This is a genomic window from Desulfovibrio sp. SGI.169 (genome assembly GCF_050313595.1).
In the GTDB taxonomy this organism is placed as follows: domain Bacteria; phylum Desulfobacterota; class Desulfovibrionia; order Desulfovibrionales; family Desulfovibrionaceae; genus Desulfovibrio.
Map to the genome: position 1 here is coordinate 1 of NZ_JBNPLS010000018.1, position 26,329 is coordinate 26,329.

Sequence of the window (26,329 nt, forward strand, 5' to 3'; positions counted from 1 at the left end):
TTTTATTTTTGTTAAAATTTTTAAACCAGATAAAATCGACTTGACTCCGCGGCCTGTTTCACATAAATAAGTGTCTCCCGATGAGGGCAGTTAGCTCAGCTGGTAGAGCACCGCCTTCACACGGCGGGGGTCACAGGTTCAAGTCCTGTACTGCCCACCACGGAGCGGTAGTTAAGACGGTTATAACGCCGGCCTGTCACGCCGGAGGCCGAGGGTTCGAGTCCCTTCCGCTCCGCCAGCATATCAAGCGCAGTAATTCCGAGCAGTTTCGGTTTACTGCGCTTTTTCTTTTCCTCTTCCCCTGTTTGCCGGCCACCGGTATGGCGGCCCGCTCTTTGTTTTGCCCCTCCTCAAGCCCTGCCCGCATTTGTTTTTTTGCCGATGCTGGCGCGCGGGCTTCCCCCCCCCCAAAAAATTTCAGGGCATTTTGCATTTGAAGTACCGCGCCCGCGCCACCGCACGCGCCCTGAACATGGTGTCGCCGGTTCTTTCGTGCCCGGCTTCCCTTTTTCAGGGCTGTCGCGCAGGCGCCGCCGATTTCTGACAGGCAATGCGCTTTCATGTTGGCATTGCTGCGGGACGCTTTTTCTCGATTTTCATTGTTTTGTTGGCGGCAAGCGCTTGACGCGACTCGGCGTCAGGCGTATCAATCGGTAGCACGTTTTTATTTTTAGTAGCATATATTTCCCGTATAGTAGCATGATTTTTATTTTTGTATCACAAAAATGCAAGCGTGCTGTCCGGGTCGGGGCATAGACAGGAGGAATTTATGGGCAAAAAATTTGTTCTTGGGGCAAGCCTGGCCGCTGCTCTGACGCTGGCGGCGGGGCTGGCCTGCGCCGCCGCCCCGGCAACGCAGGGGGCTGGCGGCGACAAGCCCAATCTGACTGAAGGCAGCCGCACAGCATATACCTTGCCGCCGGTCACCGTATACGGCGTGGCGGATCAGCCCCCCGCAATCCCGGTGCTGACCCGATTCGGCACACAGTACAATGCCGTCACCGAAGAGCAGATAAAGCTGCAGGGCTCGCTGGATTTTTATGACGCTCTGCGCAATGTGCCCGGCGTCATGTTTCAAAAAAAGAACGTCATTGGCGGCCAGACCAGCCACAGTTTTTATATGCGCGGGCGCGGGGCCAGCCATCCCGGCCCGGATTTGCATATCCTTTTTGATGATGCGCCGCGCAGCGGCGTGCTGTACGGGCAGGCGCTGGCGGACGGCGTGCCCGTTTATGCCCTGGGCGGCATGGAGGTGTACAAGTCTCCCCAGCCTTCTCGTTTTGGCAGCGGCTACGGCATGGTCAATTTCATCCCCAAGTACATGGCCGAAGAAGGTTATGAATTTCGTGTGGGCTTTGAGGGCGGCAGCTTTGGCACCTTTGCCGAAAATGTGGGCCTGGGGGCCAAAAAAGACAATGTGGATATTTATGCGGCCCAGAGCTGGATAAGCACTGTGGGCCATGAGGAGCATACCGCCGCCCACCAGGCCAGCTATTACGCCAATCTGGGTTTCACCTTCAACGACAACTGGAACCTGCGCCTGCTGGCCAACAAGGTGGAGGCCAAAACCCAGTCGCCCACACAGCCCTATGATGACGGCAGGTATTGGCAAAATATCGAAAGTTTTGATACCAACACCAGTTTTGCGACCCTGACCCTGAACAACGATTATGGCGCGGCAAAGGGATATCTGAAAGGGTACTACAACGATACCCTGTTTACCCTGCGCGGAGAGGAGAACGGGGCTGCCAGATCTCGCCAGACCAATGTGCTTTATGGCCTGCGCGGGCGGGAGACCCTCAATCTCTGGCAGGGCAGCGAAATAGTCCTGGGGTGTGATCTGGACGTGAGCGATCTGCACAACCATCAAAAGAACAATGTTACCGGCAAGGATCGCTCCTGGGATTTTCCCACGCAAACCCTGGTGTCTCCCTATCTGGCCGTCAGCCAGACGTTCGGCGCGGATGACGGTTTTCATATCACCCCTTCGGCGGGCATCCGCTACTACGCCAGTGACCTTTTTCAGGATTACGCCTCGCCCCAGGCCGGTCTGGTGGTGGGCTACGACAAGACCAACCTCAGCTTCTCCTACGCCCGCGGCGTCAATTACCCCAGCCCCGTGGTGCTGCAAGGGTTTCTGGAAGACAAAGACCTGCCGGGCTGGCTGGACACCAAGGACATCAAGCCTGAAGTGGTGGATCATTACGAAATCAGCCTGAGCCATGTGCAGCCGGACCGGTTCAGCCTCAGCGCCACCTATTTTCATGATGACGGCCGGGACAGGCTGCGGGCGTATATGTTTGGCAATCTCTCTCCCGCCAGCTATGCCGACTTCTTCACCTCCTCCACAGCCGAATACAAGATTGACGGCCTGGAGCTGGCGGGCAGCCTGACGCCCCTGGAAGACCTGGAGCTTTTTGCCGGGGCCACCTGGCTCTGGGCCACAGCCAAGGGGGATGACGGCGTCACACGGCACAAGATGCCCTATATGCCCAGCTTCGCCTTGCAGGCGGGCTTCAAGTGGCGCTTTTTGGACGACTTTCTGCTGAGCGGCGATTATCAGCACCTGCAGGGCGTGTACGCCGGCACAACAGCTCGTACATCCCGCCCCAATGCGCCCGCCAGCAATTTCAGCGCACTCGCGGACAACGACAGACTGCCGGACATCAATGTGGTCAACCTGCGGCTGGATTACTTCTTCAGCTATGACGACCTCCATCTGGAAGAAGGGCGGGTTTTCGTGGCCGTCAACAATCTGCTCAACTGCCAGTATGGCTACGCCATGGAAAAGCAGGGCACTGACCATAAACTCTATTACATGCCCGGAACCTCCTTCATGGCCGGTTTTGAGCTCAAGTTTTAGGGTCTGTCGGGATTGGCCCGGCAGGCTCTGAATGGCGCAGACCCACGCCACATGGCCCCGCGGTTCCGCCCCGGACCGCGGGGCCCAATCGCAAGGATGCACTATGCTGAAAATGAACCCGCAGGATACGGCGCGCCGCGATTTTTTTGATGCGCATGCAAAGGGATGGGAAGAACGCAACTACCCGCCGCGGCTGCGCCTGCGCCTGGAAGCCATGCTGGAAAGAGTCAGTCTGAGCGAGGGCATGACCGTACTGGATGTCGGTTGCGGGCGTGGCGTCCTGCAGCCGTATTTGCGCCAGCGTGTGGGTGCGACAGGCCGCCTGGCGGCCCTGGATTTCTCATCGGCCATGCTGGAGGGCGCGGCGCAGCGGTATCCCTTTGTCTGGCCCTTGCTGGCCCGCGCCGAGCGCATCCCGCTACTGGACGGCTTTGTGGACGCGCTCATCTGTTTTTCAGCTTTTCCGCATATTGAGGACAAAAAGGCCGCCGCCCGCGAGTTTCACCGCGTGCTCAAGCCCGGTGGCCGGGCGTACGTCATTCACCTGGAAGGGCGGGAAAAACTCAATGCCATACATGATCGCCATGATGCCGTGCGCGGGGATCACATGCCCTGCATCAACGGCATGAGGAGCATCTTTGGCCAGGCGGGCTTTGGGCATATTGAGAGCGATGAAAGCGCGGATCACTATTACTTCTGCGCTCACAAAGAGGATTAAGGTCAGGCCCCATTACTGCGCTGTCGCTTAGGGGCGCTGCCGGTTCTGTTCCGCCACAATTATCCGTCAGAAACGGCCTTTTTACAAACAAAACCCATAACGCATTTTTTAATGAGGTCTGAGCCTGAAGATGCATATCAGAAACTTTTTGCCGTACGCGCTTCTGCTGCTGGCGCTTTGCTGGGGCGGCAACGCCGCCGCTGAAAAACCGCTGAAAATCATTGCCGGCACGTCGCTCATTGAGGATATAGCGCGCGACCTCAGCGGCAGTACGGCTGAAATACTCACTTTGGCGCAGGGTTCCAACTGTCCGGGCCATGAAAACTTCAAAACCGGCGACTTTGTTTTTGCCGCTGAGTCCGACATTTTGCTGCTTCATGCCTTCCAGCGCGACATGCCGCAGGTGAAGACCATGCTGGAGGCGGTGAAAAACAAAGGCTTGCGCGTGGTCTTTGTGCCTGTGCGCGGCAGCTGGCTTATCCCTGACAATCAGAAAGAGGCTTCGCGCCATGTGGCGGCGGCTTTGGCGAAGGCGGCGCCGCATGAGGCCGCCGTCTTTACGGCGCGCTTGCAAAAACGCCTTGCGCGGGTGGACAGCCTGGGCGCGGAGTGCCTGGCCATGCTTGCGCCCGTACGCGGCAAGGCCGTGCTGGCGTCGGCCATGCAGGCGGAATTCCTTGCCTGGGCCGGGCTGGATGTGCTGCGGACGTATGGCAGGGCCGAAGACGCCGGCACCGGGGCGCTGGCTCAGGTATTGCGGGCCGTGCGCGGCAAAAAGATTTGCGGCGTCATTGACAATAGGCAAAGCGGCGGCGAAGCCGGTCTGCCGCTGGCGCTGGAACTGAAGACGCCGCATCTGGTTTTGTCCAGCTTTCCCGGTTCCGGTCAGGACGTGCCGGATTACTTCAGCCTGCTGCGAGTCAATGCGCAAGCTCTCGCCCGCCTCTGACGCGCCTGTTCTGGCTGAGTTGCAGCATGTGATGGTCAGGTATGGGCAACGTCATATCCTGCGCAATGTCAGCCTGAGCATCCGATCCGGGGAGTTCTGGTCACTCATTGGCCCCAACGGCGCGGGCAAGTCCACCCTGCTGGGCCTGTTCAATGGTTTGACGCCCTGCCGGGAAGGGCATGTGACATATGCGGGGCAGCGCGTCACGCCGCGTAATGCCCGGCAGGCGCGCCTGAAAATTGCCCAAGTTTTTCAGGTGGCGGATATTGACCCCAAAATGCCGCTTTCGGTGTTTGAGTCCGTACTGGGGGGAACCTATGCGCGTCTTGGCCTCTTTCGCAGGCCGGGCGGGCGTGAACGCTCTTTGGCCCTGGCCGCGCTGGAGACTGTGGGGCTTGCGAAACTGGCGGGGCGGCCTTTGGGCCAGCTCTCCGGGGGGCAGCGCCAGCGGGCGGCCCTGGCCCGCGCCCTTGCGCAGGAGCCGGAACTGCTCTTGCTGGATGAACCCACCGCCGCGCTGGATTGGCAGGCGCAACGCGATATTCTTGACTCCATTGCCGCGTTGCGCCATGACCGCAGGCTGACTGTTCTGATGGTGACCCATGATCTCAATGCGGTTTTTCATCTGGCCGAAAAGGTCGCCATGCTGCGCGATGGAAGCATGCTCTGGCAGGGTGATGCCGCAGCCGCCATGCGGCCGGACTTGCTGGAGCAGCTCTACGGAGTGCCTATCGTCATAGCGGATTACGGCGAGCGTAAGGCGGCGCTTTTCTGAAAAGGACGCGAGCGGTATGGACGGTTTCCTGCAATACGAGTTTCTGCAACGTGGGCTGCTCATGGCGCTGCTGGGCGGCAGCGTGTGCGGGGTCATGGGCGTCTTCGTCGTCTTGTGGCGCATGAGCCTTGTGGGCATGTGCATCTCGCACGCGGCCTTTGCCGGCGCCTTGCTGTCCCTTGTGTTCGGCTGGCCCCCGCTGGCGGGCGGCGTGGCGGCCAGCCTGGGGGCGGCCGCCGCCGTGGGGCCGCTGGCTGAACGCCCGGGCTTCAGCCTTGATACAGCCATGGGCGTCATTTTTTCCGTAGTCATGAGCCTGGCCATGCTGGCCCTGGGCCTTTTGCCCGGCGCTCGTGCGGATGGCCTCAACCTCATCTGGGGCAGCCTGCTGACTGTTGCCATGGCTGATCTGTATATCATGGCAGGAACAGCCACCCTGCTCTTTTCCTTTATCTTTTTGTTTTTCAAGGAAATACAGGCCATCATCGGACAAAAGCAGTCCGCTCTTGCCTCGGGCATTCCCGTTCGCGGAATATATTACGCCTGTCTCATCCTCATGGGGCTTGTGGTTGTTTCCTCCCTCAAGGCCATTGGCGGTTTTCTCATCTTCTCGCTTATTGTCGCCCCAGCCGCCACATCCCTGCAACTGACATACAGCCTGCGGCGCATGTTCTGGTTATCGGCCGCATTGGGCGCGGCGGCTTCAGCATCCGGCCTGTGGCTGTCGTTTCATTTTTCCGTGCCGCCGGGCGCGAGCATTGTGCTGACAGCCGTGTCAGGTCTGATGGCGGCCATGCTTTTTTCTCCCAAAAAGCGCGACAGAGCCGCATGAAGCGCGCATTGCCGTGCCCCCCCGCGCTCTGGGCGGGGCATGAGGCGCCGCCACCTCGCGCGCGCCGGCAGGCTGACGTTTTGCCACTGGCGGAGGCAAATTCCCCCGCCGCTTTTGCCCATTGGCGGCGTGGTCTGCTGATTTCGTTTGTTCTGCACGTCGCGATACTGGCCTTTTGCCTCCCGCATGGCGACGTCAGCTCGGAAGATGGCGGGCCGGTTCATCAGCTTGCGCTTGTCAGTATCTCCGGCAAAGGCAGTCACGCCGCGTCTTCGGCGTCGCAGGCAAAAGCGCCACCAGAACCAGCGCCGGCAATGCAGCCTTCCCCTGCGCGCCACAGGCGGCAAAGCCCCTCGAAACAGAATCGCGTGCGCCGACAGGGGGCAAAGCCTTCCGCCGCCCTGCCCGAAACTGGCGCCACTTCCGCCAGCGGGGCATCCGCGCAGACAGCGGGGCGGGTCCCATCACAAGGCGATATCGGAGGAGGCGCGGGGGGCGGCGTGGATCATGAAGGCGTTTTCGCCCCCGGCCAGCTGGATCATCCTCCCACGCCGCTCAGGCGCGTGCGTCCAGAGTATCCGCCAGAGGCGAGAAAAAAGAGAACGGAAGGTCGTGTTCTGGTGCGCATGATTGTGGACAGCAAAGGGCTGCCCACGCAATGCGCCATACATGCCGCAGCCCCTCCCGGCTATTTTGAGGCCGCCGCTCTGGAGGCCGCCCGCAAGATGCGCTTTTCTCCCGGCAGAAAAGACGGGCGCGCCGTGCGCACAACCGTTTTGCTCCCTTTTGACTTCAAACTGCGGTAAGCGCTCTTCTGAAGCGGAGACGCCGGGTCAGCGCATTCGACGAACGGAGCGGGCTGGCATGAGCATTTCGCGGCGAGCTGCCTCGCCCTTCCCGTTGAACTTCCGGATTTTCCCCGGGGGCGGAATGGCCCGCGCCCGAGCGGCGAATGGCGGGGCCGCTTTCCGCCTCGAAAAGCGGCCCCGTCATGCCCGTGTCGTCTACAGGCCCTTGTCCTGCATCAGGCAGATCAGATCGCAGACCCGGTTGGAATAGCCCCACTCATTGTCATACCAGGCCACAACCTTGACCATGCGGCCGTCCTGCACCGTGGTATAGGAAGACTCCAGAATGGACGACGCCGGATTGCCCTTGAAGTCCATGGAAACCAGGGCCTTGTCGTTGTATTCCAGCACGCCCTTGAGATAGCCCTCGGCGGCTTCCCTGAGCTTGCCCAGCAGGGTTTCGGTATCGGTCCGCTTTTCCAGAATGCCGGAAAAATCCACCACCGACACCGTGGGCGTGGGCACGCGCAGCGAATAGCCGCTGAACTTGCCCTTGAGCTCCGGGATAACCTTGGCCACGGCCTGGGCCGCGCCCGTGGAGGTGGGGATGATGTTGCAGGCGGCGGCGCGGGCCCGGCGCAAATCCTTATGGGCCATGTCCAGAATGCGCTGGTCGTTGGTATAGGAATGGATGGTGACCATATTGCCGATCTGGATGCCGAATTCGCGTTGCAGCACCAGAGCCACCGGGGCCAGGCAGTTGGTGGTGCAGGAGGCGTTGGACACGATATGATGCCTGGCCGGGTCGTACTGCCCGTGATTCACGCCCATGACGATGGTGATGTCTTCTTCTTTGGCCGGGGCGGTGATGATGACCTTTTTGGCCCCGTTCTCCAGATGCACGCCCGCCTGCGGCGCGGTGCGGAAAATGCCCGTGCTCTCCACCACCACATCCACATCGTGCGCCCCCCAGGACAACTGCTTGGGGTCGCGCTCGGCAAAGCAGTGGATGTTCCAGTCGCCCACGCTCACTTCCGCGCCGTTGACCCTGGCGTCCAGAAAGGCCCGGCCATAGACCGAGTCGTATTCGGCCAGGTGGAAGTTGGTTTCAGCGTCGAAAAGATCGTTGATGGCCACCACTTCCACGCGATCCTTGTAACTCTTGTGCAGGGCGCGGAAAACCTGGCGGCCGATGCGGCCGAAGCCGTTGATGCCCACTTTGACTTTTTTCATATTCTGTATCCTCACGCTATAGAGGGAAGGTTCGGGATTGCCCGCCGCATGCGGAACGTTTTGCCGCTGACGGGGAAAAGCCCGCTTCATGCGGGATGCGCGGGTTCGCGCGCCCTGCGCCGCATGCGGCGCGTTCAGCGGCCCAGCAGACCGCCGCGGCTAGTCCTCGTAAACTGAATAGGCATGTTTCGCCATCAGCTCATAATTGTTTCGCAGGGCCTCATGCAGGCGCGCGTTTTCAATGGACAGGGCCGAAACGGCGGCCACGGCTTCCATGAAGGTCTGTTCGTCGGGGGTAAATTCCCGCTCCACATCGGAATAAACGCGAATCAGGCCGATGGCCTTGCCGCCCGCCATGAGCGGCGCGGAAAGCACCGAAACCAGGCCCTCCGCCTTGGCCGATTCGGGGTACTGAAAGCGACCGTCGGCCGTGGCGTCCTTGAGGTGAATGGTCTTGCCGGCCAGCACCTCGCTGTCCATGCCGCTGCGCTTGACCTCCACCGGGCCTTTGCGCATGTAGGTGGCGGAAAGGCCGAAGGCCGCGCTGGGCAGCAAAAAGCGGCCGGTGCTGTCCAGCAGGCGGATGGTGCTGGCCTTGCAGCCCATAGTGACGGCGGTCTGCTCCGTGATTTTATGCAGAACGTCCTTGGGTTCCAGACTGGAATTGATCACCAGCGCCACATCCCTGAGCGCGCGAAAATAGTCTTGTGCCATGTTTGCCTCCTTGAGGAAAACGGTGGGAACCGCGCCGCCCGCCGACGGCGGAACGGCGCGGACATGGTTTATGGTTCGGCGACAGCCGGAACATCAACAAGTATGTGCCATTTTTTTCAATCAGGCAACGCGGCGCATCCGTGCCGCCCCGGTCGGCGCATCCCGAAGCAGCGGCGCGGCGACAGGGGCCGCCCCCGACGCCAGCCCTGCCCGCGCCCGGGGTCAGGATTGCGCGTCGCCCGGCTGATTTTTGAGCGGGAGCTTGCCAGGGTTTTTCATGATCACCCGCCCTTCGATGACGCCGCCCTCTTCGGTGAGCAGGCTGGGCGTCTGCAAGGCTCCCTCCAGCACGCCGGAGGCATAGACCACCACCCGGCGCTTGGCCGTAACCTCGCCGGTGAAGCGGCCCGACAGCAGCAGTTCGCCCACATCCAGCGTGCCGTCCACCTGGGCGTCCTTGCCCACGTTCAGCGTGCCGTCGCTGGTTATTTCGCCGGTGTATCTGCCTTCAATGCGCACCGTGCCCTTGAAGGTGAGCTTGCCTTCATACACGGTGTCCGAGCCGAGATACGCTATTTCGTCCTTGCCCACGGGTACCCCCATTTCGCCATTGTTGCTTATCCTTTGAACATGAACCGCCGCATGGACACATTGAGCACAATGCCCAGCAGGGTGAAATTGACCAGCGTGGCGCTGCCGCCATAGCTGATAAAGGGCAGAGGTATGCCCACCACCGGCATCAGCCCGATAACCATGCCCATATTGATGAAAATTTGCCAGAAAAAATAAAAGAACACCCCCACCACCAGCAGGCTGCCGAAGCGGTCCTTGGCCTGTACGGCCGTGGAAAAGATGGAAAGCAGAAAAAGGCAGAACAGGGTGACCAGGGCCACGCAGCCCGCGAACCCCCACTCCTCGCCGAATACGGCCACGGCGAAGTCCGAATGGCGCTCCGGCAGAAAGCGGAGCTGACTCTGGGTGCCCTCTCCGAAGCCCTTGCCCCAGAGCTGGCCCGAACCGATGGCAATGCGCGATTGCAGGATGTGATAGCCCGTGCCGCGCGGATCGTTGCCGGGGTCCAGAAAGGTCAGGATGCGCTGGCGCTGGTAGTCGTGCATGCCCACGAACCACATGAAGGCCGCCGCGCAGGGCGCCGCCAGCAGGCAGGTTTTAAGCACATAGCCCTTGATTCCGTGAAACAGAATCATGCCGCCCAGAATCAGCAGTATCATCAGGGTGGTGCCCAGATCCGGCTGGGTGATGATCAGGGCCGAGGGTATCAGCCCCACGGCCAGCACGGCCATAAAATCCTTCCAGCCCAAAGCCCGTCCGTCGCGGGCCAGCAGACGCGCGGCCAGCACCAGCACGGCCAGCTTGGCCAGCTCCGAGGGCTGTATGCTCATAAAACCCAGCGAAAGCCAGCGCTTGGCCCCGTAAACGGTTTTGCCCGCCACGGGCACAAGAAGCAGCAACACCAGCGTGACCAGAAAAAAGGGCCAGGCCAGATTGCGCAACTGGCGGTAATCGAAGCTCATGGCCAGCAGCATGCAGGCCAGCCCGCACACGCCCCAGATCAGCTGCCGCTGGTAAAAGCCGGCGAGAGCCAGCCCATCCCCCAGCCGCGTGCCGCTGGCGGAGTACAGATTGCCCACGCCCAGAAAATAAAGCAGCAGCATGCAGGCCAGAAGGCCCCAGTTGATGTAGCTGAAAAGGCGCTTATCCATAGGCTTTCGCTATGTTCGGAGCACAGTAAAAAACTCCGCTTCGCGGTGTTTGCGCCGTCTAAGCCGCTTGCGCGGCTTGACGGAAAGACACGAAAAGCAGACGCCTAGCCCGGCTGCCGCTGAACGGCGGGAGGAGCCGCCGGGGGCGGCGCGCCCGCATCCGAACCAAAGAGATAGTCGTAAACCTTTTTGGCCACCGGCCCGGCCACGCTGGAACCGCCGCCGCCGTGCTCCACCATGACCACCACCACATAGCTTTTGCCGTTTTTGACCCCCCAGGTGGCGATCCAGGCATGGTCGCGCTGGGCGTACTCCATTTCAGAGGAGCGCAGCCGCCGGTCGCCGGCGGCCATCTTCAACTTGACCACCTGGGCAGTGCCGGTTTTGCCGCCCATGTCGGCGTCTTTGCGGCCCACCACCCGCGCCGTGCCCACGCCGGCGGTCTTGCGCATGGCGTCCACCACGAACCTGAAGGTTTCGGGCCTGGCCGGGACACGGCCGCGCACCTCGCGCGGGGCGTCGTCAAGCAATTGCGGCTTGAGCAGGTCGCCGCCGTTGAGCATGGCCGCCACATAGACGGCCACCTGCACCGGCGTGACCAGGGTGTACCCCTGACCGATGGAGACATTATAGGTTTCGCCGCGCACCCAGGGCCTGCCGAAGCGGCGTTTTTTCCATTGGCGCGAGGGCACCAGACCGGATTTTTCATGCGGCAGTTCAATGCCCGTGGGCTTCCCGAAGCCAGAAGCTTTGGCAAATTCCTCAAGTTTGTCAATGCCCAGGCGCTCGGCCATGAGGTAGAAATACACGTCGCAGGAATTGACCAACGCGCTTTCCATGTTCATGGAGCCGTGCCCGCCGCGTTTCCAGCAACGAAAAATCTGATTGCCCAGCTTGACCTGGCCGGGGCAGAACACGCCTTCGCGCGGGCTGATGCCGCGTTCCAGAAAAAGAGCGGCCATGACCAGCTTCCAGACCGAGCCAGGCGGGTAGACGCTCTGGATGACCCTGTTCTGGAGGGGAAAGCGGTTGCTGGTGCGCAGGGCGTCCCAATCCCGCTGGGAGATGCCCGCCGCGAAAAGATTGTTGTCATAGGCCGGGGAAGTGACCAGAGCGCGCAGCTTTCCCGAATCCGGCTCCATAACCACCACACAGCCCGCCGCGCCGTCCAGCGCGTCCCAGGCCGCCTGCTGCAAGCCCCTGTCCAGAGAGAGGCGCACTTCATGGCCGCCGCGCGGCTCTTCGCGCAGGCTTTTGCCCAGCACCCGCGCGTGGGCGTCCACCTCCACATCATACAGGCCCTTGCGGCCGCGCAACTGTTTTTCCAGCTTCAGTTCCAGGCCCTGCTTGCCTACCAGATCGCCCATGGTCAGCGCCGGATCATTGGCCATCTCCTGCTCGTTGGCTTCGGCCACATAGCCCAGCACATGGGCGAAAAGCTCTTTTTCGGGATAATTGCGCTTGGTTCGAACCACAATTTCCAGGCCCGGCCAGGCGTAAATTTCCGATTCAATGCGCGCCACCAGGTCAAAATCAATATCCGTGATCAACAGGAGAGGCTCAAAGGATTTCACCTTGAAGCGATCCTGCTGATATTTCTCCCATATCTGGGGCAGGGGAATGCCGGACCAGAGGCTGATCTGGGCCAGGGTGGCCGGGATGTCGCGGCAGTCTTCGCGCACCAGGGAAAGGCCGTAGGCCGTGCGGTTGTCGGCCAGCACCTTGTCCCTGTTATCCAGAATGCGGCCGCGCGGGGCGAAAATGCGCTCCAGACGCAGGCGGTTTTCCTGCGCCTGGCGGGCGAACTCCTCTCCCCGGTGAATCTGAAGATACCAGAAGCGAACCACAAAGACGAAGAAAAGCAGGCCCACCAGCACCTGCAGAAGTATGACGCCCCCGCGCGGCGGCTGATAGCCCTCGCTCTCCATCTGTATTTTCAGCCAGGAGCGGACGCCCTCTTTCTTGCGGGGCGGCGCGTCCGGCGTTTTGGGGGCGGAGGGGCCGTTATTTTTCTTCATCATCCCTGATCCAGTGCCGCGTGGCGATCAGCAAACGCCAGGCGAACGGCAGAAAGAGCGCCTGAAGCAGGCTTTTGTCCAGCGTGTCCCGCGCGTCGAAAGGCAGATCCTGCAGCGGGGCCATAAGCCAGGCGACGCCATAGCAGGCCGCGCCCAGACAGGAGGAAAGCAGAAAGATGAAAATAAAGTTTTCCACTTCAAAAAGCCAGCGGCCCAGCTTGAACAGCACGATGATCGTCGCGTACCAGACGATGACCCCGCCGAAAACCCTGGAACCCATGCCCTCTTGCAGCAGCACGAAGAGCGGCAGCAGCCAGAGCATATTTTTATAGTCCCGCTCCTGCAACAGCAGGATAACGCCCGCGGCCAGCACGTCCAGACCCGGCGCCAGGGCCTGCAGGCAGATGGCCGTGACCATAAAAAAAACCCACCAGCAGATATTGCGGAATTTGCTCATGGCGTTACGGCAAACGGCGAAGGCGGCCCCACAAAAACGGGCGGCGGCCCCTCGGGCTCGCCCGCCGGAGGCGCCATGCCCGTGGGTTCCAGCAGCAGCACTTCTTCAAGATGGTGAAGGTTCACCAGTGGTTCGGCGTCAATGGCCATGAACTGGGTATAGTCCGAAGGGGCGACGTTGAGCACGCGGGCCACGGGGATGCCCTTGGGATATTTGCCGTCCAGGCCGGAGGTGATCAGCACCTCGCCCTGCTTCACGTCGGCGTCTCTCCGAACGAAGTTCACTTCCAGCTTGCGGTTCGTGCCCTGGCCCACCAGAATGCCGGGCGCGCGGCTGTCTTGCGAGAACACCGCGATGCGGCTGCCGGGGTCTGTCAGCAGCAGGGCCGTGGCGGTATGGGCGCTGGCGCGCAGCACCCGGCCCACCAGCCCCAGATGCGTGACCAGCGGCGTGCCGGGCCGACCGCCTGTGGCATAGCCCCGGCTGATGGTGATGCTGTCCAGCACTGCGTTGGGGCCCATGCGCCCGGCCAGCACGCGCGCGCCCAATGGCCGCCAGCTTTCGTCCACCGGCAGCTGAATCAGGGCGCGCAGCCGCTTGAGCTCGGCCAGGTCTTCGCCATTGGCCAGCAGGCGCGACTCCAGCTCAGCCAGCCTGGCCTTGAGGCGTTCGTTCTCCTCGCGCACGCCCACCAGGTCGAAATAACGCGTCCAAAAGCCCGATGCCGTGTCCTCGACGGCGCGGGCGGCCTTGAGCACCGCGCCGCTCAGCTCCAGGCCGATGTTGACGGCGAGATTGTCCAGAGTGCGGGTGCGTTGATTCCAGGAATACATGCCCAGAAAAAGAATGAGCAAAACGCCCGCGAAAATCAGAATGCGCCGCAGTGTCACCAGATTGTGTCCGCCTCAGGCTGGATTGCATACGCGAACGACGTCACGCCGGAAGAGCTTCCGGCATGACGCCGCCCACGGAAAAAAAGTCGCGCGACCAGGCCCATGCGGCCGCGCCCGAACTCTGACTTCGCAAAAAAAAAAGCCAGAGCTACTTTGCTTTAGTCGATGCAGACTTCCTTGAGAATATGCAGATTGTCCAGGGCCTTGCCCGTGCCGACCACCACTGTGGAGAGCGGGTCGTCCACCACGGTGATGGGCAGGGAGGTTTCTTCCCGCAGCAGTTGATCCAGCCCCTTGAGCAGCGCGCCGCCGCCCGTGAGCACAATGCCGCGATCCACAATGTCGGCGGCCAGTTCCGGCGGCGTCTGTTCCAGGGCGATGCGCACGGCCTGCACAATGCTGTCCACCTGCTCGGAAATGGCCTTGCGCACTTCCTCGGAGGTGATGATGATATTCTGCGGAATGCCCGTGACCAGGTCACGACCCTTGACCTCGATCTGCTGCTCCGGGTCCAGGGGATAGGCCGAGGCGATCTTGATTTTGATCTCTTCCGCCGAGGATTCGCCGATGAGCATATTATACTTGCGCTTGACGTGGGTCATGATGGCTTCGTCCATCTTGTCCCCGCCCACACGCACCGAGCGTGAATAGACGACGCCGGAAAGGGAGATCACCGCCACTTCCGTGGTGCCGCCGCCAATGTCCACCACCATGTTGGAGGTGGGTTCCTGAATGGGCAGGTCAGCGCCGATGGCCGCGGCCATGGGTTCCTCGATAAGATAGACCTCGCGCGCGCCGGCGGACTGGGCGGACTCCTTGACGGCCCGCTTTTCCACCTGAGTGATGCCCGTGGGCACGCAGATGATGATCCGGGGCCGCACCAGACGGCGGGAATTGTGCACCTTGGCGATGAAGTGGCGCAACATGGCCTCGGTCACTTCAAAGTCCGCGATGACGCCGTCCTTCATGGGCCGGATGGCCCAGATGTTGCCGGGCGTTCTGCCCAGCATGCGCTTGGCGTCATGCCCCACGGCCAGCACCACGTTGTTGCCGCGCGCGTCCTTTTTGACCGCCACCACAGAAGGTTCGCGCAGCACAATGCCCTGCCCCTTGACGTAAACGCAGGTATTGGCCGTGCCCAGATCGATGGCCAGATCGTTGGAAAACAACCCCAGTGCGAAATCCAGAATCTTGGACATTATTCTTGCTTGCCTCGCTGTGCTGATATGCGCCCGCTCCCCACAAGAAGGGGAGGCGCCATTCCGAAACTGTAACTGTCGCCGCGGCAACCGTTCGGAGATGCTTTTATTGTCAGAGCTGAAAACTGTTCGGCTAAAACGGGCCTGAAGTCAAGATGAAGTGCGCGGGGTTCAAAATCTTTGTCCTGTCCGCCGGCTTCCGCGATCCGCCCTGAACAGCCTGCAACCCGCCTGCCGGGCGATGTATCATGCCGCGCCGGAATGGAGCGGGCGCGTATTTTTGCCGAAAATGCGGCGCGCGGGTGCAAAAAATTCCACCTGGCCCCGCCCCTGCCGAAATGGCCCGCCCCCGGAGCCGCCCCTTCGCTTGACCTTTCTTTTAGCCGGTACTATGCAGAAGCGCATCAAAACAGTGCGTTTTGCCACACGAGTTCACGGGGTTGCCGGGATGGGAATGGTCTGCTTTCTTGCGGCGCTGGGCCTGCTGGTTCTTGGCTATGCCGTATACGGCGCATTTGTGGAAAAGGTCTTCGGCATCGACCGCGCACGGCCGACCCCGGCGCAGACCAGGGCCGACGGCGTGGACTGCGTGCCCCTGCCCGCCTACAAGATATTTTTCATCCAGTTGCTGAACATCGCGGGTCTGGGGCCGGTATTCGGGCCCATTCTCGGCGCGGTGTACGGCCCGGCGGCCCTGCTCTGGGTGGTGTTCGGCAGCATTTTCGCGGGCGCGGTGCATGATTTTCTCACCGGGGCCATGAGCCTGCGCTACGGCGCGGTCTCCTACCCGGATGTCATCGGGCGCAATCTGGGCAAATACGCGCGCTGGTTCATGCTGATCTTCACCATCTGGTTCATGATTCTGGTGGGCGCGGTTTTCGTCAACGGCCCGGCAGGGCTGCTGGCCTTCAAGACCGGCGAGCTGCTGCGCTCCTGCGAGGGCGGCGCGGCGGCATTGCAATGGCTTGAGTCCTGCCCGGCGGCGGCCCTCTGCGCGGGGCCGGACGGCGCGGCCTCCACGGGCAAGGTGCTGGCCCTGCTCTTTTCCATCCTGATTTTCATCTACTATTTCATCGCCACCATTCTGCCCATTGATAAAATCATCGGCAGCATCTACCCCTTTTTCGCCATTCTGCTGCTGTTCATGGCCTTCGGCCTGCTGGCGGCCCTGCTGGTCAACCCCGACTACAGCATTCTGCCCCATCTGCGCCCGGCCGACTTCCTCACCAACATGCATCCCAGGGGCGCTCCGCTCTGGCCGCTGCTTTTCGTAACCATCGCCTGCGGAGCCATATCCGGCTTCCACGCCACCCAGTCCCCCATGATGGCCCGCTGCATGCGCTCGGAAGGGCAGGCCCGGCTCATGTTTTACGGCGTGATGATAGCCGAGGGCGCGCTGGGGCTGATCTGGGTGACCATCGGCCTTTCCTTTTACGGCGGCGACCCGGCGGCCCTGCTGGCGGCAGGAACCCCGGCCGTGGTGGTTTCCAGGGCGTCCGAGGGCCTGCTGGGCGGTCTTGCGGGCGGCACTCTGGTCTTTCTGGGCGTGGTCATTCTGCCCATTTCCACCGGCGACACGGCGTTTCGCACCGGGCGGCTGATTCTGGCGGATGTGCTGCATTGCGGGCAAAACTCGCTGGGCAGGCGCGTCCTGCTGGCTGCGCCCCTGTTTCTGCTGGGCATCTATTTCGCGGCGGGCGACTTCACGGCCATATGGATGGCCTTCGGCTGGACAAACCAGACGCTGGCCTGCGTGGCCCTCTGGGCCGCGGCGGTCTGGCTGCGGCGGCGAAAACGCCTGCACTGGGTGGCCACCGCGCCCGCGCTGTTCATGACAGCCGTCTGCGGCTCCTATCTCTTTTATTTTGACAAGTTCCCCTTCCGCTGGTCCATGACGGCTTCGCTCTGGGCGGGGCTGGCCGCGTCCGCCCTCTGTTTCGCGCTCTTCCTGCTCAAAGGCGGCGTCATGCCGCCGGGCGACGAGGCGAGATTCTGAGACCTCCGCATGACCTGAAAGGCCCGCGCGGCGGCAAGCCGCGCGGGCCTTTGTCTTTAGAGCATTTGTGCTTGAAAATATTCATCTTCAGTCACTTCGCCGCCATCATTTCGCGTCCGGAACGCGTCTGGCCGCTCATTCGGCGCGGGCTCCAGCCAGCGATGTCGCCAGGGCGGCCTGGATAATTTCATTACCAAACCGCTCTAGAAGCCGCTGCGTTGTTCTGCGGACAAATCGGCTCCATTTGGGGAAAGACGCGTCAGCTTCCCCATTAACCTGGAAAGGCAAATTCCCCTCTTCACGACTTGCGGCCGGCCTTGCTCCGCAAGGGTAAAAAAACGTTCTAATCAGCGTTTTCTTTACTTTCGCGCTATGCCGCTGTATTGAGTGCCGACAAACCCTGACGCGCCCGCATGGGCATAGAACACGCCGACAGGCGGCGCGCGTTTCGCGCCAGCCGTCAGCGGCGACATTTTCGCCTTGAAAATGCCCTGAACGGCCTTCTCTCACCTTAAATGCCGGTACGGTGTTATGCCACGCACGTCCGCCCCCGCGCTTGCTCAGTCCGGTTCAGCGCGCCGCCGCTGGTTCTGGGATGCATTGTGCCTGATGCTGGCGGCCTGCTATGCCTGGGCCGCCCTGCAGGGCGTACTGACCATTTCCGCCGGAGGCGCGCATCTGGACAGCGATCTTGCCACCTACGCCCAGGGCATGGCCGGGGCTGCCCATCCGGAACTGTTCGCCGCTGACCCCGTGTTGCGCGAAATCACGCCGGCCAACAGCATCTGGAATCTGGAACGCTTCGCGGCGGGGCTGCTGACTCCGGGCGACGATTATGTGCGGGGTCTGTTCCGGGCCGGGGCCCTGGCTGTTTTTGTTTTTTACGCGGGCTGGTATCTGGCGGGCCGCCGGCTGTTCGGCAGCCCGGCCTTGTCCGCTCTGCTGCCCCTGCTGATGGGCATCACCGTCTGGGTGGGTTGGGGCACATTCTGGGGCATCGCGCACTCAGATCCCATTCCGCGCGTTTTTTTCGCCTCGCTCTGGCCCTTTCTGCTGCTGGCGGCTCTGGCCGCGTGGGAGCGGCCGGTTCTGAGGCCACTGGCCATGCTGGCCGCTGGCCTGTGCATGTGGGTACACGGCATCAGCGCCCTGAATACCGGGGCCATGTTCTTTCTGGCTTTTGCCCTGCACCGCCCGCAAGGGCAAAGACTGCGCGCGCATCTGGGCAACTGCGCGTTGTGCCTGGCGGCCTATTTCACGCCGGTGCTGGCTTTTCTCTGGCCATCGCTGACTCAGGCCCAGGCCTTCAGCCCGGCGGACATGGCCGTTTTTCAGGAATTGTTCAGCCTGCGCTGGCAGGAGGATTACGGCCGCCTGGGCGAACGCCTGCTCCAGATGGTCAGTTTTTCCAATCCGGTATTGCCCCTGCTCTGCGGCGGGCTGGCGGGCTGGCTGATGGTGCGGCGGCGCGGCGGTGAACAGGCGCGGCGCCTGGCCGCCATGTATCCGGCCTTTGTGCTGGCCCTTGCGCTGGTTGTGCTTTTTTCATGGGCCGAATCCCGCTTTGCGCCGGAGATCGGCCGCCTGCCCCTGGGGCATGAGTTGGTGCGCGGCCTGCGTTTTCTGACGCCGCTTTCCTGGCTGATGATCGTGGGCGCGCTGGCCTGTTTCTGGCCCGGCCTGCCGCATGCCGGGCGCGCGGCGCTGGCCGGCTGCGCCATGCTGACGGTGCTGCTGCTGAGCCATGACCGCCAGCACATGGCCGCCCAGTATACGCTGTCGCGGCTGACCGGCCTGCCGCTGCCGCTGCGGGATGACGCGATGGACGCCCTGCGTGCCGCCGCCACACGCCGCGAGGCCCTGGACGTTCTGGCCCGGCTTGTGCCGCCTGGCGAAGCGGTGTTCAGCGACAACGACGCCGACGCCATGGCCGCGCGCTATCTGGCTCTGCGGCCCGCGGCGCATGCCTTCAAGGACGGCTATATATTTTTCTACAACAAGGATGTGCGGGGCTGCCGCGACTGGCTGCGTTACCATGCCCTGATGCGTCAGAGCCCCACGGGATATCTTGACGCCTGGCTGGCTTCGGGGGCGCCCTGGCTGTTGAGCCGCCGTCCGCAGGACAGACCGCTGGTGGAGCCCCACGGAGACGTGCTCTGGAAAAGCGGGGGCTGGTTCATCGCGCGGCGGCGCTGAACACGCGTTTCGCCTGCTCAGGCCTTGGGCTTGAGAATGGGCCCTGTGGCCTCGCCCAGCAGGCTTTTATCCAGCATGGCGCACATTTTCTGGTATTTTTTGTTCAAAAAGCGAAATTCTCGCAAGCGGGCCGCGAAAGCCGGGCCCGCCGCCCGCACGCGCTGCTCAAACAAATCACGCGCAAAGGCGTAAAGCTCCATGTCGGCGCTGTTCATATCAGCGGCCAGGGCGCGGTCCTCGTCGGTGATTTCCGCGGCGGCGCCCGGCCGCAGCATGTTCCTCCGTTCATAATAAAGCTTGCTCAGGCCGATTTCCCCGGCCAGCAGCAGAAGGCTTTCGTCAAAGCGCTCCTGAATGCCCACAAGGCAGAAGCTTTCCCGCAGGTGCTTTTTGGCCAGGGTCAGCACCTCGTCCATATCCCTGTCCTGCGCGAACACGCCCGCCAGGCAGTGACTGACGAAGTTTTTGCCCCGGAATTTCAGCAAGGGAGCGTCGCTGGCAAGATATTCCTGAAAGCTGATCCCGTTTTCATTGAGATAGGCGTAAAGATGATTGGAGGGCCAGGTTTTCTGAAAGACGTATTCCGAAACAAGGCGCTCCAGAGGGTCGCGCAACAGGGTGAACATGCGCAGCGGGCGGCCGTACAGCCGGGGCGGCTCGAAACTTTCAGGATTCAGATGCCCCTCAATGAGCCGGATGCGCTCCAGCACATCGGCGTCCAGCATGCGGCAGCGCTGGTAGTCCTCTCTGGCATAGACGCTCAGGACGGCTTCGGGCGGAAAATTTTCGCGCAGAATGGCGTTCAGCGTGGTGCCGGCCGTGCGCGGCAGGTGCAGAAAAAAGAGAATTTCATCCATGAGGGCTCTCCGAAAAACAGTATACGCCGCTTGCGGGCCGCCCCGCAAGCGCTCGGCCTTGCACTTGCCTCCGCCGCACGAATCCGGCATACTTTCGTTTCTGGAACGCCTTTCACGCTTCCCCCCTGGGCAACGCATGAAAGGTATTCGCAAAAACGCGGTTTTTTGACTCGTTCGCGGCGCTTTGCGCGCCTCGCCGGACTTTCATCCGGCGTGAGAGGTCATTTCAGACCAATTTATGAAATAACTTCTGCACTCCGGTTTTCACGCCGACGCGGAGGCGCCCATGCGGCCGGAACTTCTGCTCTTCGACATAGGCAACACCTCCATCAAGGTGGGGCTGGCCAATGAGCGGCGCGTGCTGACCTCCTACACGCTGCCGGCCAATATCGGACATACCCCGGACAGCCTGGGGCTCACCCTGCTTGGCCTGTTGCGGCATGCCGGCACGGAGGCGGCGAACCTTCAGGCATGCGTGGCCTCATCGGTGGTGCCGGGTTTTGACCCGCTGCTGCGCGAGGCCGTGGCCCGCTATCTGGACCGCCCCCTGCGCTGCGCGCCCGATGACCTGCCCATTCCGCTGGAAAACCGTTATGAACGGCCTTCCGAAGTGGGCGCGGATCGGCTGGTGGGGGCCTTCGCCGCCCGCCGTCTCTGCCCGGACGCCGCCTCTCTGCTGGTGGTGGACTTCGGCACCGCCGTGACGTTCGACTGCGTGAGCGGCCAGGCCTATCTGGGCGGGCTGATTTTTCCCGGCCCGGCCACGGCCCTGGCCGCCCTGTCGCGCGAGGCCGCCAAACTGCCCAGGGTCAATCTGGATATCCGCGCGCGGGAGCCCGCGCCGGGGCGGGACACCACCACCAGCATCCAGCACGGTCTGGTGTTTGGTTTTGTCTGCATGGTTGAGGGCCTGAGCCAGCGGCTCAAACGGCAGATGCCCGGCCCGGTCAAGGTGCTGGCCACGGGCGGTTTTGCCGCTTCCATCGCCAGGGTGAGTCCGGTCTTTGACCAGGTGCTGCCAGCCCTGCTGCTGGAGGGCCTGCGGCGTCTGTATTATGAGGAACGGGACAGTCTCTGAGGCCGCCGCGCGCCTTTGGCGCGCCCGGATCGACATGCGCATGCACCATAAAGATACGCAAAGGAGCTGATATGAGCAGCATTGCCTCTGTTTTCGGTCGTGAAATTTTGGATTCGCGCGGCAACCCCACCGTGGAAGTGGAAGTCACCCTGGAGTCGGGCATCAACGCCCGCGCGGCCGTGCCGTCCGGCGCATCCACAGGCAGCCGCGAGGCCCTGGAAATGCGCGACGGCGATAAAAAACGCTACGGCGGCAAAGGCGTGACCAAAGCCGTGGAGCACGTCAACGGCGAGATAGCCGAGGCGCTGCTGGGCATGGATGTCTTGCGCCAGGTGCAGATTGACAACAACCTCATAGACCTGGACGGCACGGACAACAAGTCCCGTCTGGGCGCCAACGCCATGCTGGGCGTGTCCATGGCCTGCGCGCGGGCCGCGTCCTCTTTTCTGGGCCTGCCGCTTTACAAGTATCTCGGCGGCATCAACGCCAAGGTGCTGCCCGCGCCCATGATGAACATCATCAACGGCGGCGCGCACGCGCCCAACAATCTGGACATTCAGGAATTCATGATCATGCCCGTCGGGGCCATGACCTTCCGCGATTCCCTGCGCATGGGCGCGGAAATCTTCCACGCCCTTCAGCAGATTCTGAAGGCCGACGGCCATGTGACCAGCGTGGGTGACGAGGGCGGCTTCGCCCCCAATCTGAAAAATCACGACGAGGCCTTCACCTACATCATGCGTGCCATTGAAGAAGCCGGCTACAACCCCGGCGCTGAAGTGGCCCTGGCCATTGACGCGGCCTCTTCCGAATTTTACCAGGACGGCAAATATGTGCTCAAGGGCGAGGGCAAAACCTTCACCAATGCCGAAATGGGCGAATGGCTGGCGGAATTTACCCGCAAGTATCCCCTGATCTCCATCGAAGACGGCATGGCCGAGGGCGACTGGGACGGCTGGGGCATGCTCACCGCCAGCCTGGGCGAAAGCGTGCAGCTGGTGGGCGACGATGTGTTTGTGACCAATCCCTCCATTCTGGCCGAAGGCATTGCCGAGGGCGTGGGCAATTCCATTCTGATCAAGCTGAACCAGATCGGCACGGTAACCGAAACCCTGGACACCATCGAGATGGCCAAGGAGGCGGCCTACACCACCGTGATTTCGCACCGTTCCGGCGAAACCGAAGACAGCTTCATCGCTGACCTGGCCGTGGGCGTCAACGCCGGGCAGATCAAGACCGGCTCGCTCTGCCGTTCCGAACGCATGGCCAAGTACAACCAGCTGTTGCGCATTGAAGAAGAGCTGGACGACGCGGCCGAGTTCTTCGGCCCCATGCTGGCCGAATATTACGCGCCGGGCGGCAACAAAGACTAAACTCCATCAGGCGTCCCGCGTCGCTGGCCGGCGCGGGCCGCCTCACCCTTCCAGGGAGATCGGTCGCGTGTGCGGAACTCTTGCGCCAGCGCAGGCGGCGGGGCATTTTCAGCGTGAAAATTTCCAGTATCATCCGTTTTGAACCCCAAGGCCGGAGAAAAGCATGCTTCTGATTGACGGCAAGGAGACGGCCCGCGTCATCCGCGCGGAACTCAGGGAAGAAATCAGCGCCGCCCGCGCCCGGGGCCGCCGCGCGCCGGGCCTGGCGGTCGTTCTGGTGGGCGCCGACCCGGCGTCGGAAGTCTATGTGCGCAACAAGGAACGGGCCTGCGCCGAGACGGGCATTGTTTCCTTTCCCTACCATCTGCCCGCGGGCGTCGGCCAGCATGAATTGCTGGCCCTGATCCATGAATGCAACGCCCGGCCGGATGTGGACGGCATTCTGCTGCAACTGCCCCTGCCAAAGGGGCTGGACGCCCAGGCTTGCCTGCTGGCCATTGATCCGGCCAAGGATGTGGACGGCTTTCACCCCGAAAACGTGGGGCGGCTCTCCCTGGGGCTGCCGGGCTTCATTTCCTGCACGCCCGCCGGCGTCATGGAGCTTTTGCGGCGCTACGACCTCTCGCCCGCGGGCAAAAAGGCCGTGGTGGTGGGCCGTTCAAACATCGTGGGCAAGCCGCTGGCAATGCTTCTGGCCCGGCCCGGCGACTACGCCAACGCCACGGTGACGGTTTGCCATTCGCACACTGACGATCTGGCGGCGGAATGCCGCAGCGCGGATTTTCTCTTTCTGGCTGTGGGCCGCCCCCGTTTCATCACCGCCGACATGGTGCGCGAAGGCGCGGTGGTCATTGACGTGGGCATCAACCGCACGCCCGGAGGGCTTTGCGGCGACGCGGACTTCGCGGGCGTGAGCGCCAAAGCCCGCGCCATTACGCCGGCGCCCGGCGGCGTGGGGCCCATGACCATCGCCATGCTGCTCAAAAACACCGTTCAGTCCTGGCGCGGCCGCACGGCCTGAAAGCCGCGGCCCGCCGCCGGAAGGAGGAATCATGACCTTTGTGGAGGCTGTCCGCGTCTGCCTGAAGGATAAATACTGCTGCTTCCGGGGCCGCGCTTCGCGTTCGGAGTTCTGGTGGTTCTCGCTCTGCATCGGCCTGATCAATTTCGGAGCCACGCTTCTGCTTTCGCCCTTGCCGCGCGAAACAGCCATGGGTCTGAACTTTCTGGTTTCCCTGGCCCTGCTGCCGCCCAATCTGGGGGTTACGGCGCGCCGCCTGCACGACCGCAATCTGCGCGGCTGGTGGCTGCTGATTCCCATCGTCAGCCTGCTGCTCTGGCTGCTGGGGCGGGGCGCGCCCGGCGGCGAGGCCGGCCCGACGTCGACGCTGCTCTCGCTGTCCATGTGTCTCTGTTATCTGGCCATTCTGTCCATGCCGGGCACGGCGGGCCCCAACCGCTTCGGCCCGGACCCCCTGGCGGCGGAAAAGCGCGGGGCCGAATAACCCGCGCGGCCTTGCCTTCCGGCCCCCTCTTGCCAGAACGGACGTCTTGGCGTATGGCCCGAAATCATCTCCATGCTGTGAGGATACCCATGTACCGCAATGCGAAAAATATCGGCTATTATATGATAGGCAAGGGCGCGCTGGCCCAGCTGGGCGATCTGCTGAACTCCCGCCGCGAAGCGCAGGACGGACCGGCCGTTTTTTTTCTGGATCATTGCTTTGAGGGCAAGAATCTGGCGGATCGTCTGCCCGTGGAACAATGGGATCTGGTGGTCTATGTGGACACCTCGGACGAACCCACCACGGACAGCGTGGACGGCTACGCCGCCAGGGTCAGAGAGTTTCTGGACGGCAAAACCCCCTGCGCCCTGCTGGCTTTCGGCGGCGGCTCCACGCTGGACACCTGCAAATGCGTGGGCAACCTGCTGACCAATCCCGGCAAGGCCGAAGACTATCAGGGCTGGGAGCTGGTCAGGCATCCCGCGCCCTACAAAATCGCCGTGCCCACCCTCTCCGGCACGGGTTCGGAAACCTCGCGCACCGGCATCATCTGCAACGAAGCCAAAAATCTCAAACTGGGCATGAACAGCGATTACACCATGTTCGATCAGGTGCTTCTGGACCCGGACCTGACCGCCAGCGTGCCGCGCAACCAGTATTTCTACACGGGCATTGACACCTACATGCACTGCTTTGAAAGCCTTTCCGGCTCCTACCGCAATGTGGTGGTGGATTCTCTGGCTGAAAAGGCCATCGACATCTGCAAGCGGGTCTTTCTCTCCAGCGACATGATGAGCGATGAAAACCGCGAACTGCTGATGATAGCCTCCTTCCTGGGCGGCATGGCCGCCGGTTTTGTGGGCGTGGTGCATCCCGTTTCGGCGGGCCTGAGCATGGTGCTGCGCATGCGCCACGGCCTGGCCAACTGTTATGCCCTGTCCGTGCAGGAAGACATCTATCCCGCGGAATACCGGGATTTCATGACCATGATCGAGCGTCAGGGCATCGACCTGCCCAAGGGCATCTGCCGCGGCCTCACCGACGCGCAGTACACGGCCCTGTATGAAGCCAGCATCGTTCACGAAAAGCCGCTGGCCAACCGTCTGGGGCCGGACTTCAAAAAAATTCTCACCAAAGAAAACGTCATTGAGCGTTTCAAAAGAATGTAGGCGGCGGCCCCCGGCGGGCGCAGCCGGCCATGACGCGGGAGCGGCGGCGTGCGCGCGCTGATGGTGCTGGGCAATTGCGTGGCGGAACGCCTGGCCGGGCTGCTGGCCGGGCACGAGGCGTTGCGCGGAAAATGGCATGTCCTCCCCGCGCCTGTGATCCAGCGGGTGCGGGTCGGGGCTGAAAGCGACGCGCTGGCCGCGCGGGCGGCGCGTTGCGATATGGTGTTCAGTCAGCCCCTGTTCAGCTATGGCGCGTGCAATACCGCGCGCCTGCGACCCCTGCTGAAAGAACGGCTGATCACCTTCTCCGCCCCCAACTTCGAGGCGTATTTCCCCGATGTGCTGCATGTGCCCGGCGGGGGCGCTGAAGAGCGTTTTCCGCCGCCGCTGGAATGGCACAGCCGCGTCATTGTGCAGTGCCGTTCCGCCGGCCTGCCCCTGGAAGAAGTGGCCGAAGTGTACATCAACCACGGGCTGTTCAGGGCCCCCGCGGCGCGCCGGGCCCTGGAGCGCACCTGGGAGGTATACGCCAGACGGGAACAGGACGTGACGCTGGGCACTCTGGAGCTGGCGCGCCGGGAATACGCCCGCGAGGCCCTGTTTTACACCTGGAACCACCCCGGCGAGCGCATGCTGGCCTGGCTGTTCGCCGGCATGCTGGGCGCGCTGGGGCTGGGCGTCACGCGCGAAGCGGCCCTGCGGGAAATACGCAACGGCCCCTGGAGCTTCGGCTTCAACAGATGGCCCATCATCACCCGTCATCACAACCTGTTTGCCTTTCCCGGGCGGGAATGCTTTCATGTGGGGGGAAAACAGGTAAGCATTGAGGACGCGGCCGCCGGCTATTACACCTATTATGATTTTCATCCGCATGTTTTTGAAGCCGCGTTGCGCGCCATGGCGGGAAAAACAGGCGAGCGCTCCGCCACATGAAATGTTTCGGAGCCACAGGCAGGCTCCGCCGGGCAGGGCCCGCCGCGGAACAGACGGCG

The 26,329-nt window shown here is 62.3% G+C and carries 22 protein-coding genes, 2 tRNA genes and 1 pseudogene; 16 read left to right on the forward strand and 9 right to left on the reverse strand.

The genetic code is table 11. From position 1 onward, the window contains the following. The first annotated feature begins 84 nt into the window (after window positions 1–84). The 8 genes and pseudogenes from ACQRA4_RS09670 to ACQRA4_RS09705 all read left to right on the forward strand — a co-directional run bounded on the left by ACQRA4_RS09670 (window position 85) and on the right by ACQRA4_RS09705 (window position 6,943). Window positions 85–160 (forward strand) — tRNA-Val (locus ACQRA4_RS09670). Between the two features lies 1 nt (window position 161). After that, window positions 162–238 (forward strand) — tRNA-Asp (locus ACQRA4_RS09675). Window positions 239–769: 531 nt separating this feature from the next. Next, window positions 770–2,863 carry a TonB-dependent receptor gene (locus ACQRA4_RS09680; protein ID WP_427822871.1) on the forward strand — a complete coding sequence of 698 codons (2,094 nt, stop codon included), beginning with the start codon at window positions 770–772 and terminating at the stop codon, window positions 2,861–2,863. A 103-nt stretch (window positions 2,864–2,966) separates the two neighbouring features. After that, entirely contained in the window at window positions 2,967–3,581 is a 615-nt protein-coding gene (locus tag ACQRA4_RS09685) for a class I SAM-dependent methyltransferase (protein ID WP_427822872.1), read from the forward strand. 130 nt (window positions 3,582–3,711) lie between these two features. Further along, window positions 3,712–4,530 (forward strand): metal ABC transporter solute-binding protein, Zn/Mn family, encoded by an 819-nt coding sequence (locus tag ACQRA4_RS09690; RefSeq protein WP_427822873.1) that lies wholly within the window; start codon window positions 3,712–3,714, stop codon window positions 4,528–4,530. A gap of 70 nt (window positions 4,531–4,600) precedes the next feature. Then, window positions 4,601–5,305: pseudogene (locus ACQRA4_RS09695) on the forward strand (metal ABC transporter ATP-binding protein); the annotation flags it as partial. Between the two features lie 16 nt (window positions 5,306–5,321). Then, window positions 5,322–6,137 carry a metal ABC transporter permease gene (locus tag ACQRA4_RS09700; RefSeq protein ID WP_427822874.1) on the forward strand — a complete coding sequence of 272 codons (816 nt, stop codon included), beginning with the start codon at window positions 5,322–5,324 and terminating at the stop codon, window positions 6,135–6,137. A gap of 500 nt (window positions 6,138–6,637) precedes the next feature. Continuing rightward, on the forward strand, window positions 6,638–6,943 hold the full coding sequence (locus ACQRA4_RS09705) for an energy transducer TonB (RefSeq protein WP_427822875.1): 306 nt from the start codon (window positions 6,638–6,640) through the stop codon (window positions 6,941–6,943). A gap of 198 nt (window positions 6,944–7,141) precedes the next feature. Here the strand turns inward: ACQRA4_RS09705 and gap are convergent, their stop codons facing one another. From gap to ACQRA4_RS09745, 8 genes are all read right to left on the reverse strand, one after another. Further along, window positions 7,142–8,158, reverse strand: coding sequence for a type I glyceraldehyde-3-phosphate dehydrogenase (gap, locus tag ACQRA4_RS09710; protein ID WP_427822876.1), 1,017 nt, complete (start codon window positions 8,156–8,158; stop codon window positions 7,142–7,144). 159 nt (window positions 8,159–8,317) lie between these two features. Beyond that, entirely contained in the window at window positions 8,318–8,872 is a 555-nt protein-coding gene (locus tag ACQRA4_RS09715; RefSeq protein ID WP_427822877.1) for a GAF domain-containing protein, read from the reverse strand. A 222-nt stretch (window positions 8,873–9,094) separates the two neighbouring features. Next, window positions 9,095–9,463, reverse strand: a complete 369-nt coding sequence (locus ACQRA4_RS09720; protein WP_427822878.1) for a bactofilin family protein — start codon at window positions 9,461–9,463, stop codon at window positions 9,095–9,097. A gap of 26 nt (window positions 9,464–9,489) precedes the next feature. Further along, window positions 9,490–10,596: a rod shape-determining protein RodA gene (gene rodA / locus ACQRA4_RS09725; RefSeq protein ID WP_427822879.1), complete on the reverse strand. Its 1,107-nt coding sequence runs from the start codon at window positions 10,594–10,596 to the stop codon at window positions 9,490–9,492. A gap of 104 nt (window positions 10,597–10,700) precedes the next feature. Beyond that, window positions 10,701–12,614, reverse strand: coding sequence for a penicillin-binding protein 2 (gene mrdA / locus ACQRA4_RS09730; protein ID WP_427822912.1), 1,914 nt, complete (start codon window positions 12,612–12,614; stop codon window positions 10,701–10,703). Further along, a complete protein-coding gene (locus ACQRA4_RS09735; RefSeq protein ID WP_427822880.1) occupies window positions 12,601–13,071 on the reverse strand; it encodes a hypothetical protein in 471 nt (156 codons plus the stop codon). Before ACQRA4_RS09735 ends, mrdA begins: the two co-directional genes overlap by 14 nt. Further along, window positions 13,068–13,961: a rod shape-determining protein MreC gene (mreC, locus tag ACQRA4_RS09740; protein ID WP_427822881.1), complete on the reverse strand. Its 894-nt coding sequence runs from the start codon at window positions 13,959–13,961 to the stop codon at window positions 13,068–13,070. The genes ACQRA4_RS09735 and mreC overlap by 4 nt, the downstream gene beginning before the upstream one ends. A 161-nt stretch (window positions 13,962–14,122) precedes the next feature. Next, window positions 14,123–15,163 carry a rod shape-determining protein gene (locus ACQRA4_RS09745; RefSeq protein ID WP_427822882.1) on the reverse strand — a complete coding sequence of 347 codons (1,041 nt, stop codon included), beginning with the start codon at window positions 15,161–15,163 and terminating at the stop codon, window positions 14,123–14,125. Window positions 15,164–15,611: 448 nt separating this feature from the next. Here ACQRA4_RS09745 and ACQRA4_RS09750 point away from each other — a divergent pair, with 448 nt between their 5' ends. Together ACQRA4_RS09750 and ACQRA4_RS09755 are read left to right on the forward strand one after the other, a co-directional pair. After that, window positions 15,612–17,159, forward strand: coding sequence for a carbon starvation CstA family protein (locus ACQRA4_RS09750; protein WP_427822883.1), 1,548 nt, complete (start codon window positions 15,612–15,614; stop codon window positions 17,157–17,159). Window positions 17,160–17,690: 531 nt separating this feature from the next. Continuing rightward, on the forward strand, window positions 17,691–19,355 hold the full coding sequence (locus ACQRA4_RS09755) for a translation initiation factor 2 (RefSeq protein WP_427822884.1): 1,665 nt from the start codon (window positions 17,691–17,693) through the stop codon (window positions 19,353–19,355). 17 nt (window positions 19,356–19,372) lie between these two features. Here ACQRA4_RS09755 and ACQRA4_RS09760 read toward each other — a convergent pair whose 3' ends face one another. After that, a complete protein-coding gene (locus ACQRA4_RS09760; RefSeq protein ID WP_427822885.1) occupies window positions 19,373–20,212 on the reverse strand; it encodes a sulfotransferase family 2 domain-containing protein in 840 nt (279 codons plus the stop codon). Between the two features lie 286 nt (window positions 20,213–20,498). Here ACQRA4_RS09760 and ACQRA4_RS09765 point away from each other — a divergent pair, with 286 nt between their 5' ends. The 6 genes from ACQRA4_RS09765 (at window position 20,499) to ACQRA4_RS09790 (ending at window position 26,270) form a co-directional block, all read left to right on the forward strand. After that, a complete protein-coding gene (locus tag ACQRA4_RS09765) occupies window positions 20,499–21,290 on the forward strand; it encodes a type III pantothenate kinase (RefSeq protein ID WP_427822886.1) in 792 nt (263 codons plus the stop codon). A 71-nt stretch (window positions 21,291–21,361) separates the two neighbouring features. Beyond that, window positions 21,362–22,663, forward strand: a complete 1,302-nt coding sequence (gene eno, locus ACQRA4_RS09770; protein ID WP_427822887.1) for a phosphopyruvate hydratase — start codon at window positions 21,362–21,364, stop codon at window positions 22,661–22,663. 163 nt (window positions 22,664–22,826) lie between these two features. Beyond that, window positions 22,827–23,684, forward strand: coding sequence for a bifunctional methylenetetrahydrofolate dehydrogenase/methenyltetrahydrofolate cyclohydrolase FolD (gene folD / locus ACQRA4_RS09775; protein ID WP_427822888.1), 858 nt, complete (start codon window positions 22,827–22,829; stop codon window positions 23,682–23,684). Between the two features lie 31 nt (window positions 23,685–23,715). Next, entirely contained in the window at window positions 23,716–24,168 is a 453-nt protein-coding gene (locus ACQRA4_RS09780) for a DUF805 domain-containing protein (RefSeq protein ID WP_427822889.1), read from the forward strand. Window positions 24,169–24,257: 89 nt separating this feature from the next. Further along, window positions 24,258–25,337: an iron-containing alcohol dehydrogenase family protein gene (locus ACQRA4_RS09785; RefSeq protein ID WP_427822890.1), complete on the forward strand. Its 1,080-nt coding sequence runs from the start codon at window positions 24,258–24,260 to the stop codon at window positions 25,335–25,337. A gap of 48 nt (window positions 25,338–25,385) precedes the next feature. Further along, on the forward strand, window positions 25,386–26,270 hold the full coding sequence (locus ACQRA4_RS09790; RefSeq protein ID WP_427822891.1) for a WcbI family polysaccharide biosynthesis putative acetyltransferase: 885 nt from the start codon (window positions 25,386–25,388) through the stop codon (window positions 26,268–26,270). The last annotated feature ends 59 nt before the right edge of the window (window positions 26,271–26,329 follow it).